The sequence below is a fragment of the Alteromonas sp. BMJM2 genome (assembly GCF_027257845.1).
Classification (GTDB): domain Bacteria; phylum Pseudomonadota; class Gammaproteobacteria; order Enterobacterales; family Alteromonadaceae; genus Alteromonas.
Window position 1 is genome coordinate 29,053 of record NZ_JAPVOT010000011.1, and the last position, 13,439, is coordinate 42,491.

General features: G+C 44.8%; 9 protein-coding genes. All 9 read right to left on the reverse strand.

The window, feature by feature from the left end:
- Window positions 1-189: 189 nt before the first annotated feature.
- Window positions 190-3,111, reverse strand: a complete 2,922-nt coding sequence (locus O9X84_RS12640) for a TonB-dependent receptor (protein WP_269520135.1) — start codon at window positions 3,109-3,111, stop codon at window positions 190-192.
- Window positions 3,112-3,497: 386 nt separating this feature from the next.
- Entirely contained in the window at window positions 3,498-4,370 is an 873-nt protein-coding gene (sucD, locus tag O9X84_RS12645) for a succinate--CoA ligase subunit alpha (RefSeq protein ID WP_032094181.1), read from the reverse strand.
- A complete protein-coding gene (gene sucC, locus O9X84_RS12650; RefSeq protein ID WP_163106255.1) occupies window positions 4,370-5,536 on the reverse strand; it encodes an ADP-forming succinate--CoA ligase subunit beta in 1,167 nt (388 codons plus the stop codon). The genes sucD and sucC overlap by 1 nt, the downstream gene beginning before the upstream one ends.
- A gap of 153 nt (window positions 5,537-5,689) precedes the next feature.
- Complete coding sequence (gene odhB, locus O9X84_RS12655; protein ID WP_269520136.1) at window positions 5,690-7,207, reverse strand: 2-oxoglutarate dehydrogenase complex dihydrolipoyllysine-residue succinyltransferase; 1,518 nt, start codon at window positions 7,205-7,207, stop codon at window positions 5,690-5,692.
- Between the two features lie 9 nt (window positions 7,208-7,216).
- A complete protein-coding gene (gene sucA, locus O9X84_RS12660) occupies window positions 7,217-10,036 on the reverse strand; it encodes a 2-oxoglutarate dehydrogenase E1 component (RefSeq protein ID WP_269520137.1) in 2,820 nt (939 codons plus the stop codon).
- 176 nt (window positions 10,037-10,212) lie between these two features.
- Window positions 10,213-10,923, reverse strand: a complete 711-nt coding sequence (locus O9X84_RS12665; protein ID WP_032094185.1) for a succinate dehydrogenase iron-sulfur subunit — start codon at window positions 10,921-10,923, stop codon at window positions 10,213-10,215.
- A gap of 13 nt (window positions 10,924-10,936) precedes the next feature.
- The gene (sdhA, locus tag O9X84_RS12670; protein WP_269520138.1) at window positions 10,937-12,709 is read right to left on the reverse strand and encodes a succinate dehydrogenase flavoprotein subunit; all 1,773 of its coding nucleotides are present in this window, start codon (window positions 12,707-12,709) and stop codon (window positions 10,937-10,939) included.
- 1 nt (window position 12,710) lies between these two features.
- The gene (gene sdhD, locus O9X84_RS12675; protein WP_032094187.1) at window positions 12,711-13,058 is read right to left on the reverse strand and encodes a succinate dehydrogenase, hydrophobic membrane anchor protein; all 348 of its coding nucleotides are present in this window, start codon (window positions 13,056-13,058) and stop codon (window positions 12,711-12,713) included.
- Window positions 13,052-13,426: a succinate dehydrogenase, cytochrome b556 subunit gene (sdhC, locus tag O9X84_RS12680; protein ID WP_032094188.1), complete on the reverse strand. Its 375-nt coding sequence runs from the start codon at window positions 13,424-13,426 to the stop codon at window positions 13,052-13,054. The genes sdhD and sdhC overlap by 7 nt, the downstream gene beginning before the upstream one ends.
- Window positions 13,427-13,439: the final 13 nt, after the last annotated feature.

Sequence of the window (13,439 nt, forward strand, 5' to 3'; positions counted from 1 at the left end):
CCGCTTGTAAACTTCACCTTTTTATTAACGCTTGAGCGTACTTTTCTTTGCTTTAACGATAACAAAAAAGAAGGGGTTTACGATAAAAGGCCCCAATCAGCATGACTATTTGGGGCCTTCATTTTTTTCTTTCTAACTTTGTTTATACCACTCCCAACGAGAGCGGCACAAGTTAGGCGTTATCAAACATTAGAACGTATAGTTAACACCAAGTAGGAAGTTGCGTCCATACTGTTGGAATTCAGTAATTTGACGCGCGTCTCCTGGGTTAGTACGGATAGTTGGCTCATCTGTTAGGTTTTGACCTTGCAGAGTAACCCGTAAGCCGTAAAGTGCCTCAATGCCAGACTCACTAAAGTCATAACCAATTTGCGCATCCCACTGTTCAACACCAGCATCTTGGATTTGCGCTAGTGAAAGACTTACCGCTCTTGTTTCTGTGCTAAAGGCATCACGCTTGGTGCCAGAAACACGTACTTCAAATCCATTGCTTTCATAGAACGCGGTGAGTGAGTACGTTTCATCTGATAGTCCTGGTACTGCATCGCCGTTGTCTAACTCACCGTCTAGGAAAGTTGCACTTGCGAACATACCGAAACCTTCAAGAGATTCGTGGAACAAATCAAACGGAATACTACCTTGTACTTCCCAGCCTCTTACGAAACCTTCAAGACCGTCTTCACGGAAACTTACAACACCGTTAAATAGTGCTGGTGGAACGATATCGTCATCGTCTAACACGCCATCGCCGTTGATATCGGTTTGACCCGAAGTCTGATGGAAACCTTCAATGTATGACTCAGAAAAATCACCAATTGTTTGTCCGCTAACGTGCCAGTTAGTTAGGTCTTTATAGAAGAAGCTAACAGCGACGTAACCAGAATCTGCAAAGTAATTCTCATAAGCAATGTCAAATTGGTTTGCTTCAAGCGGTCTAAGTTGTGCATTACCCGAGCTTGCAGACCAAGGCCCGTTAGCTACGTCTTGAGAAATAATTTGCTGATCGTTAAACGTAAAACTAACCGTGTTGTTAGGTCTCATGTCATCCATACGAGGACGGCTCAACACTTTACCCATCGCGGTACGGATAAACTGATTCTCAGCAACCTCAAAGCTTAAGTTAAGCGTCGGTAGAATATCGTGATACGACGAACCATCAGAGATTGGCGTTACTGCTGTGAAACCTGTTGGACCGGTTGTTGTATTAAATCCAGTACCCTTTTGGTCTACATCGATAATTTGAAGCCCTAAGTTACCTGTGATGAAAATACCACGTAACTCAGTATCAATGCTTAACTTGGCGTATGCAGTCAACAAATCTTCAGTAATAGTATAAGTGTCACCGATACGACCGTTTTCAAACAGTTCTGCTTCAGTTTCAATGTAGTAGCCACTTCTGTAAAGCGCGAGACTGTCGTAGGCTACAACACCTTCCACACCAATGTGGCTTAAGTCAGCTACACCAATAGGGTTTGGAATAGATTCTGAACTTGGCCATAGTGGAGAGGTTAAGAAAGCACCATTGTTGTCTTTTGCTTTTTCACGCTCTTGATAATTTACACCAGCAGTGAATTTAGAGAACATACCCCAATCAACAAAACCTTCGATATCAAGTCTTACTGCATCTAGAGTTTCATCAAAAATTGGCTCATTCACGAAACCATCTTGCGCAGTATCTGGACCAAAGCCTTCAACGCCTTGGAATTGTTCAACAGGTGCTAATGAACCGCCCCACGCTTGAGGACCCGCTAGTTGAATTAAAGATGGGTCAGTTAAATCAACACCGTCAATAGTTGGATGATCGCTGTAAACCGCACCTGTAGATGTCATTGTCCACGAACGCGGAGTAAGTGGGCGACCGTCAACACCGGCACGGCCTACACCTGAATAACTTTCGATATCAGTGATAGTCTTATCAACTTCACCCATTGAAACATCTAACGTTGCCGTCCAGTTGTCGTTAATGTTGTATTCAACATTAAGACCAAAAGTAGTTAGCTCAGCCTGTTGCTGACGCGAATCGTTACGGATTACAGAGTGGAAACCATCGTAGTATCCTGATGTTACAAGACCATCTTCAATACCTGTGATTGTGTACTCGCTTGTTCCCCACTCAGCACCACCTTCTTCAACGCCTCTTCGAACATCGTTTTCTTCGAAATCGATGTATAAAGCGTCAAACTGGATAGTTAAATCGTCAGTTGGCGCGTATTCAATAACACCAGCAATTGATGTGCGCTCTAGCATAGCAGAACGAGTAAATGAGTCGTTACCGCCTAAAATCACAGTACCTTCCGGAACCTCAACTGTATCCTGGCCATCAAATCGTCTCGGATTCCATAAAGGGTTGCCATTGTCATCAAATGTACCTTCTGGCGTTGTATTGACATTGGCATATCCCCAACCACGGAAATACTTTTCTTGTCGTGGCGATTCCATATCAGCAACAACAAGCGCTACACCTAATGTGTCGTTTGCAAACTGATCAACGTAGTTAAACGATATTCTGTGACCCTTGTTGTCAAAATCTGGGTTACCAGAATCTTCACCGTTCATCTCAAAGCTGCCGTTTATTGCAAACGTTTCTTTTGCTGTTAACGGGCTTACTGTTTGAATGTCGATGGTACCACCGATGCCCTGAGTCATAAGACCGGCTTCAGGTGTTTTATAAACAAGTATGTTAGAAACGATTTCAGTAGGGTACAAATCGAACTCAACCCCACGGTTATCACCCATACCTAATAGTTCGCGTCCATTAAGCGTTGTACCCACGTAGTTTTCATTAAAACCACGCACTGAGAGACCACTTGTTCTGCCGTTTCTACGCTCACCGGCTAGACCTGGAAGGCGGGCTAGTGATTCAGCAATAGAGGTATCGGGTAATTTACCAATATCTTCTGCAGAAAGTGCCTCTACAATTGAGGTGTTGTCCATTTTTATCGCTTGCGCGCGTTGTAAACTTCCGCGGATGCCACTAACTTCAATGACTTCCACTGCCGTTTCATCAACTGCGTCTGTATCTGACTGCTGAGCTAGTGCAGGAGCACTACCAAAAGCAACGCCGCCAGCGATAAGCGCTGTCTTAATTAGGTTTGGTTTAAAGTGTTTCATAAAACAGGTGTCCCGTAAGGTTTCAATTTTTGCCTATTTAATTGTTATTGTGACAAAGAAATGACAATAGATTACATGGCGTAATGCTATAGAGGTGTGAGTTATTGCACAATTGCTTGCATACGTATTCAATCCACTTTTTCAACAATACGTTAACATTAGCAGCAAATTCAATTTTGTAAGTTAACTACGCAAAAGGCATAAAAACGGGGATTTCAGGGCTTTTTGTTGTTATTTTGTTTCACTAAGGCAAAATAAAATGTAAATAGAAAATCGTGGAATATGCTTATTAGAAAATGCTCATCCATAAAAAAACCCGCTGAAAGCGGGTTTTTTATAACTACTTTACGTTGCTATTTAAGATAGCAACTTGGCAAGTCTATCGCTTACCAACCAGTGGTTTCGCGAAGTGCTTTGCCGATGTCAGCAAGAGAGCGCACGGTTTTAACACCCGCATCTTCTAGTGCTTTAAATTTCTCGTCAGCTGTACCTTTACCGCCGGCAATGATTGCTCCAGCGTGACCCATACGCTTACCTTCAGGTGCAGTCACACCCGCAATGTAAGAAACAACAGGCTTAGTTACGTTAGCTTTGATGAATTCAGCAGCTTCTTCTTCTGCTGTACCACCAATCTCACCAATCATAACGATAGCTTCTGTTTGAGGATCGTCTTGGAACAACTGAAGGATGTCGATGAAGTTAGAACCCGGGATAGGGTCACCACCAATACCAACACAGCTAGACTGACCGAAACCTTCGTCAGTAGTTTGCTTAACCGCTTCGTACGTAAGTGTACCAGAGCGAGAAACAATACCTACTTTACCAGGCTTGTGGATGTGACCAGGCATGATACCAATTTTACACTCTCCAGGAGTAATCACACCTGGGCAGTTTGGACCAATCATGCGAACGCCTTTAGCATTTACGTATTCTTTAACGTAAAGCATATCTAGCGTAGGAATACCTTCAGTAATACAAACGATAAGCTCGATGCCAGCATCAGCAGCTTCAACGATTGAATCTTTACAGAATGCAGCTGGTACATAGATAACAGTTGCCGTTGCGCCTGTTGCTTCTACCGCTTCACGTACTGTATTGAATACTGGAAGACCTAGGTGCTCAGTGCCGCCTTTGCCTGGTGTAACACCACCAACCATTTGCGTACCGTAAGCAATCGCTTGCTCAGAGTGGAAAGTACCTTGACCACCAGTGAAACCCTGACAGATTACTTTGGTATCTTTGTTAATTAATACAGACATTATTTGCCCTCCGCTGCAGCTACAACTTTCTGTGCTGCATCAGTTAGCGACTCAGCAGCAATGATATCTAAACCAGAGTTCGCAAGAACCTCACGGCCAAGCTCTGCGTTTGTACCTTCAAGACGTACAACAACAGGAACATTAACACCCACTTCTTTAACTGCACCGATGATACCTTCGGCAATCATGTCACAACGAACGATACCACCAAAGATGTTAACTAAAACGGCTTTAACGTTATCGTCAGATAAGATGATTTTGAATGCTTCTGCAACACGCTCTTTAGTCGCGCCGCCACCAACATCTAGGAAGTTAGCTGGCTTGCCACCGTGTAGGTTCACGATGTCCATTGTACCCATTGCTAGGCCGGCACCGTTAACCATACAACCCACGTTACCGTCTAGAGCAACATAGTTAAGTTCGAACTCAGCAGCATGCGCTTCACGTGCATCTTCTTGAGTAGGATCTTGCATAGCTTTAACTTTAGGCTGGCGATACAACGCGTTGCCATCGATAGCTAGCTTAGCGTCAAGACAGTGAAGGTCACCGTCTTCTTTGATTACAAGCGGGTTAATTTCAATCAATGCAACATCAAGATCTTCAAACATCTTAGCTAGGCCAAGGAAAATCTTAGTGAATTGTTTGATTTGAACGCCAGAAAGACCGAGTTTAAACGCCATTTCACGTGCTTGGTAAGGCTGAGCACCAACAATTGGGTCGATTTCAGCTTTAAGAATTTTCTCTGGTGTTTCTTCAGCAACAGTTTCAATCTCAACGCCACCTTCAGTAGAAGCCATAAACACAACACGACGGGTTGTGCGGTCAACTACTGCACCAAGGTACAATTCGTTAGCGATATCTGTGCAAGATTCAACAAGGATTTTGCTCACAGGCTGACCATTTTCGTCAGTCTGGAACGTCACCAAATTTTTGCCAAGCCAGTTTTCTGCGAAAGCTTTAATTGCGTCAGTATCTTTTACTAACTTAACGCCGCCAGCTTTACCGCGACCACCTGCGTGGACCTGACATTTTACTACCCACTCTTCTCCGCCAATTTTCTTTGCGGCATCTACAGCATCTTGAGGAGTGTCTGCTGCGTATCCTTCAGAAACAGGTAAACCGTATTCTTTGAATAGCTGCTTACCTTGGTATTCATGCAAATTCATGGTGTTTCTATCCGATTTTTAGTAAGACAAAAGTCGCAAATGCGACTTGATTAGTTTGGCTGACATTATCACATCAAATATCAGCGTTGCGTTAGAAGCAAACACAGCATAGACCATATTTGCCACTAACCACAATTGCGTGAGACGGAAGTCTTAAACGTCTAATAATAGACGTGTAGGATCTTCAAGCATCTCTTTTACGGTTACCAAGAAGCCTACTGACTCTTTACCATCAACAATTCTGTGATCGTAAGAAAGCGCAAGATACATCATTGGCAAAATTTCTACTTTCCCATTAACCGCCATTGGACGATCTTGGATTTTATGCATACCCAAGATAGCGCTTTGAGGAGGATTAATGATTGGTGTAGACATTAGTGAACCAAAAACACCGCCGTTCGTGATGGTGAAGTTACCACCTTGTAGGTCAGCCATTGCTAGCTTCCCGTCACGCCCTTTTAGTGCTAATTCTTTAATACCTTTCTCAACACCGGCCATACCTAGCGTATCGGTATCTTTAAGAATTGGTGTTACCAATCCGCGTGGTGTTGATACTGCAATAGAGATATCGAAATAGTTGTGATAAACAATATCATCACCGTCGATAGACGCATTCACTTCAGGGAAGCGCTTAAGTGCTTCAGTCACTGCCTTCACGTAGAAAGACATGAAGCCAAGACGAATACCGTGACGCTTTTCAAAGCTCTCTTGATATTGCTTACGCAATTCCATGATAGGCTTCATGTTTACTTCATTAAATGTAGTAAGCATGGCCGTAGAATTTTTCGCTTCTAACAAACGGTTTGCGATTGTCTTGCGAAGACGCGTCATTGGAACGCGTTTTTCAGTGCGATTTCCAACCGGTAAATCTGGTGTTGCTTCACTCGACACAGAAGCTGCCGCAGGTGCTTTATTACCACCTTTCAAATGCTTCTCAACATCTTCTTTGGTGATTCGACCATTTTTACCAGTGCCTTTAACACTCGATGCATCGACGCCTTTCTCTGCAAGCAGACGACGAACTGATGGGCTTAATGCATCGCTGCTATCATCACTATCGTCATTATCGTCTGCAGGAGCAGATGCAGCTGTACCGCCCGATGCGCCTTCTACGAATTTAGCAATCACTTCTTCAGCGGTTACCGTCGCGCCTTCTTCTGCAATAATCTCTGACAGTGAACCATCAGCAGGAGCTACCACTTCAAGAACCACTTTATCCGTCTCGATATCCACTAGATTTTGATCGCGAGATACCGCTTCGCCAACACCTACGTGCCAAGTAGCAATGGTAGCGTCAGCAACAGACTCAGGTAATACTGGTACTTTTACATCAGAGGCTTTTCCAGCTGGCGCGCTGTCAGACTTGTCAGCTTTTGCTGGCTTAGACTCTTTTTCAGAGTCAGAAGAGTCTGATTTAGCTGGCGCAGCAGCACTGCCCTCTTCTAGTTTCGCGATAACTTGCTCGCCTAAAACCGTTGCACCCTCTTCGTTCAAGATCTCACCGATTGTACCGTCCGCTGGCGCTACAACTTCTAGAACTACTTTATCAGTTTCAATATCAACCAGATTCTGGTCTCGTTTAACTGCATCACCGGCTTTAACGTGCCAGGTTGCAATGGAGGCATCGGCAACTGACTCAGGTAGAACCGGAACTTTTATCTCAATTGTCATTTCTGTTCCTTATTTAATAGTGAGAGCGTCTTCAATCAGCGCTTTTTGCTGCTGATTGTGAACGGATACATAACCTACTGCAGGCGACGAGGATGCTTCACGACCCGCATATGTTAATTTTGCACCTTCTGGAATGGCTTGCCAGAAATGGTGTTGGCTGCAGTACCAAGCGCCTTGATTTTGTGGCTCTTCTTGGCACCAAACCCAATCTTTTACATGGCTGTATTGTGCAACAACTTTAGCACATTCTTCTTGTGGGAATGGGTAAAGCTGTTCTAAACGAATAATAGCAACATCGTTTTGTTCGTTCTTACGGCGTTGATCCAAAAGGTCGTAATATACTTTACCCGAACACATAACCACGCGTTTTACATCTTTCGGGTCTAATTCGTCTATTTCACCGATCACGTTGAGGAACTTACCTTCACTAAGTTCTTCAAGAGAAGATACTGCCAGAGGGTGACGTAAAAGTGACTTAGGCGACATAACGATAAGTGGCTTACGCATTGGACGCACCACCTGACGACGCAGCATATTAAATACCTGTGCTGGCGTAGACGGTACACACACTTGCCAGTTATGGTCGGCACACATCTGTAAGAAACGCTCTAAACGCGCAGAGCTATGCTCTGGGCCTTGCCCTTCATAGCCATGGGGTAACAGAACGGTTAAGCCACACAAGCGGCCCCATTTTGCTTCACCTGAACTTAGGAATTGGTCGAAAACAACTTGAGCACCATTGGCGAAGTCACCAAACTGTGCTTCCCAAATAGTGAGACAGGTAGGCTCTGCAGTCGCGTAACCATATTCAAACGCCATTACCGCTTCTTCAGACAATACAGAATCATAAATTTCGATTTCGCCCTGACCTTCTCTTATGTGTTGAAGAGGAAGGTAAGTCGAACCGTCTGTCTGATTATGAAGTACCGCGTGACGATGGAAGAACGTACCACGGCCACTGTCTTGCCCAGTAATACGAATATCTTCACCTGCATCAACAAGCGTTGCATAGGCCAAGTTTTCTGCCATACCCCAGTCGAGAGGCTTTTCGCCAGCAACCATTGCTTTTCTGTCTTGATATAATTTGTTTACACGAGACTGAAGCTTGTGGTCTTCAGGGAAAGAGGTAATTGACTCACCCAGTTCCTTAAGCTTTTCTACACTTACGCTGCCGTCGTACGGCGTATCCCAGTCGTGACCAAGGTACGGAGACCAGTCAACGCTGTGTTCTGTCATCGGACGCCACTCTTCTACCACGCACGCACCGTGATCGAGTGCTTCACGATATTCTTGAAGGTAGCGGTCTGCATCACGCTGCTCGATAACACCTTCAGCGATAAGCTGGTCGGCATAAATTGAACGAGGAACAGGATGCTTTTTAATTTTTTGATACATCAACGGCTGAGTTGCGTTTGGTTCATCTGCTTCGTTGTGACCGTGGCGACGGTAACACACTAAATCGATAACCACATCGCGCTTAAATTTCTGTCGGTACTCAAGCGCAAGCTGAGTAACAAATGCTACGGCTTCAGGATCGTCAGAATTTACGTGGAAAATTGGCGCCTGAACCATTTTCGCTATATCAGTACAGTACTGCGTAGAGCGAGTATCTTCAGTTTTTGAGGTAGTAAAACCAACTTGGTTATTGACTACAATGCGCACAGTTCCGCCAACAGCAAAGCCTCGGGTTTGAGACATGTTGAACGTTTCTTGTACAACACCCTGACCTGCAATTGCCGAGTCACCATGTATTGTGATAGGCAAAACTGTGTTCGTGTCGTTTTCACGACGCACTAGGCGGGCACGTACAGAGCCGATAACCACAGGGTTAACAATTTCTAAGTGAGAGGGGTTAAAGGCTAACGCTAAATGAACATTGCCACCTGGCGTAGCAAAATCAGAAGAGAAGCCGGCATGATATTTAACGTCACCAGCACCAAGCGAATCGTCGTGTTTCCCAGAAAACTCGTCAAATAATACTGACGGGTTTTTACCTAAAACGTTGACTAACACGTTTAATCGGCCTCGGTGGGCCATACCAATAACCACTTCTTTAGTACCGGCCGCGCCAGCTTTGGTTATTAGCCCTTTCAGCATAGGTACTAACGCATCGCCACCTTCAAGAGAAAAACGTTTAGCGCCAGGAAATTTGGCACCTAGGTACTTTTCCATGCCGTCAGCAGCAGTAAGCCCTTTCAGAATACTTAATTTCTCGTCGCGAGAAATTTCTGGTTTAGCCTGAACAGATTCAAACTTTTGCTGTAACCAACGTTTTTGGTCGGTATCGGTAATGTGCATATACTCAGCACCGATAGAACCACAATACGTTCTGTTTAGGGATTTAACTAGTTCACCTAATGGAAGTGACTCTTTACCAATAGCATAAGAGCCGACGTTATAAACTGAGTCAAAGTCTTCTTCAGATAGGCTGTGATGTGAAAGCTCAAGGTCACGCACTCTAGCTTGTTTCCAAAGCCCTAGCGGGTCAAGGTTTGCATGCTGGTGTCCGCGGAAGCGAAATGCATTTATAAGCTGGAGAACTTTAACTTGCTTGTCGTCTGAACCACTTGCAGAGGGTGCCGCGGAACTAGACATTCGTGCGGTTGGACCTAACGCAGCAAGTTGCCTAAATTGATTTTTAATTGCTGTATGATTAGTTTCTAATGCTACGCCATCAAGATTGGGGAGGTTATCGAAGATTTGGCGCCATGTTTCAGAGACGCTTTGAGGGTCTTCCAAATAGGCTTCATACAACTCTTCAACATAGGCAGCGTTGGCACCTGCCATGTGCGAGGAATCCCACCACGCTTTCATCACGCTCTCTTGCATTTAATTTGCCTTGCTACGTTTTATAAAATCTAGTTAACAATCAAGTACTATTATAAGGCTATTCTCTTCAGAACCAAGTGTTATCACTATGAATACAAAAAAAAATAGCCATCCTAACTGGATGGCTATTTAGAGCATCAAAAATCAGTGACTAACTTAGTTAGTAAAGATTCGAACTAAACAGCCCGCGACAGAAGCATAGACTTTATTTGTCCAATTGCTTTTGTTGGGTTTAATCCTTTAGGACATACACTTACACAGTTCATAATACCATGACAGCGGAATACGCTAAAGGCGTCGTCCAACTCGTTCAAACGCTCGTCTGTTGCTGTGTCACGGCTATCAATTAGGAAACGATAAGCATGCAGCAATCCTGCTGGACCGATAAACTTATCCGGGTTCCACCAAAACGACGGACAAGACGTTGAACAACAAGCACATAAAATACACTCGTACAGACCATCTAACTTCGCACGCTCTTCAGGAGACTGCAGGTGCTCACGAGCAGGTGGTTGTTTTCCATCGTTAATCAAGAAGGGTTTAATCTTCTCGTACTGAGTGTAAAATTGCGTCATATCGACAACTAGGTCACGCACTACGGGTAGACCTGGAAGTGGACGGACAACAATTTTGCCCTTTCCTAACGCTGACAGTGGGGTAATACAAGCAAGACCGTTCTTGCCGTTCATATTTACACCGTCTGAACCACATACACCTTCGCGGCACGAGCGACGGAAAGACAACGAAGCGTCTTCTTCTTTCAATGCAATCAGTGCGTCTAGTACCATCATGTCTTGACCTTCCTCTACTTCTAGAGTGTAGTCTTGCATGCGTGGTTTAGCGTCAACATCTGGGTTATAACGGTATATCGAAAATTCTAATTTCATTATCGTTACCTCTTTAATACGTACGCGCTTTAGGAGGGAATGCCTCTCTAAGTTTCGGCGCCATATTGACATCTCGTTTGAGCATTTTTTCAGTGTTCGGATCGTAAATGCTGTGGCATAGCCAGTTGTCATCATCACGATCTGGGAAATCGAAGCGGCTGTGCGCGCCACGGCTTTCCGTTCTGAAATTCGCTGCTACTGCTGTGCTGTACGCGGTTTCCATCAGGTTATCAAGTTCTAGGCATTCAATACGCTGTGTATTAAAGTCTGAGCTCTTATCGTCAAGGCGGGCATGCTGCAAGCGCTCGCGAATTTCGCTAAGCTCTTTCAGGCCGTCAGCCATTGCTTCACCTTCACGGAATACTGAGAAGTTAAGCTGCATGCATTTTTGCATGTCTTTCTTAATCTGAACTGGGTCTTCACCCTTGCCAATCTCTGAACTTTCCCAGCGGTTAAATCTTGCCATTGCTGCGTCTAGGTCAGACTCTGATGCGTCACGACTTGGCGCCATATCAGACAGTGTCTTGCCAAGGTGCATACCCGTTGCGCGACCAAATACAACCAAGTCAAGTAGTGAGTTACCACCTAGGCGGTTTGCACCGTGTACTGATACACAAGCAATCTCACCACAAGCAAATAAACCATTCACAACTCTATCGTTACCGTTTTCGTCCACTGCTAAGCATTGACCGTCTACGTTAGTAGGAATACCGCCCATCATGTAGTGACACGTTGGTATTACTGGAATTGGCTCTTTTACAGGGTCAACGTGAGCAAAGGTACGAGATAGCTCAAGAATACCAGGCAGACGTGATTCAAGTACGTCTTTGCCAAGGTGATCTAGCTTAAGTTTGATGTGTGTGCCCCAAGGACCCTCACAACCACGACCTTCTCGAATCTCAGTCATCATTGAACGAGCAACAACGTCACGGCCTGCTAAGTCTTTCGCATTAGGTGCGTAACGTTCCATGAATCGCTCGCCGTCTTTATTGAGTAGGTAACCACCCTCACCACGACAACCTTCAGTCACCAATGTGCCTGCACCAGCGATACCCGTTGGGTGGAACTGCCACATTTCCATGTCTTGAACCGCAACACCAGCACGTAGTGCCATACCAACACCGTCACCAGTGTTGATGTGTGCATTAGTGGTAGATGCGTAAATACGACCTGCACCACCTGTTGCTAATACTACTGCGCGAGATTTGAAGTAAACGACTTCGCCAGACTCGATGTCGATTGCTGTACAACCAACAACGTCACCGTCTTGGTTTTTTACCAAATCAAGGGCGTACCATTCAGAAAATACTTTTGTTTTGTTTTTTACGTTCTGCTGGTAAAGCAGATGAAGAAGCGCGTGACCTGTACGGTCGGCCGCAGCTGCCGTGCGGGCTGCTTGCTCGCCACCAAAGTTTCTTGATTGTCCGCCGAAAGGACGTTGGTATACTTTTCCGTTTTCAAAACGCGAGAACGGTAAACCCATATTTTCCATTTCGATAATGGCTTCAGGGCCTTCCTTACACATGTATTCGATTGCATCTTGGTCACCGATATAATCTGACCCTTTTACAGTGTCATACATGTGCCATTCCCAGTTGTCTTCATGTGAATTACCTAGCGCAACAGTAATACCACCCTGTGCAGACACAGTATGAGAACGGGTTGGAAAAACTTTTGATAACAGTGCACATGACTTACCAGACTGTGAAATCTGTAGCGCGGCACGCATACCTGCGCCACCAGCCCCAATTACTACTGCATCAAACTCGTGTACGGGTAAACTCATCTTACACTCCCCACAATACAAATAGGCCGACAGCTACATAGCCAAAAGCGATGATATTTAGTATATATTGTAATCCCGCGCGCAGACTTGTTGACTTAACATAGTCTGATAGTACCTGCCAAAGGCCGATACGTACGTGGATCATCACTGCGATTAGTGCTGCCAATGTGAAAACTTTCATAGCTAAACCAGAGAATAACCCACGCCATTCGACGTAACTTAAACTACCGCTGGTTATAAAGTACCACGCCATGAAAATCGAGTACGCGAATATAATTGCTGCTGTCGCACGAAGTGATACATAATCTTGTACACCATCGCGCTTCATACTTGCTTGGTTGGTTACCATAATGCAACTCCCAATACTACGGTCAGTACAATCCATAGTGCGATTGTTGCTTTTGCACTATTATTGCCCGACTCTAATTCTTCCCAGTGACCTAAATCCATAACAACATGTCTTAGGCCGCCTAGAATGTGATACGTCAGCGCTGAAGCTGTGCCAATTGCGACAAATTTTCCAAAGAAACCGTCCATAATTGCTTGAACATTCGCGAAGCCTTCAGGCGATTGAACAGATACTGCCCATGCCCAAATAACGAAAAGTAACGCGAAGAACATTGCAACACCGGTTACGCGGTGGAGAATTGACGAAATAGCAGAGGGCGGAAATTTAATAGTATTGAGTTCTAAATTTACTGGTCTTTGCTTTTTCACAATGTATGCCTGT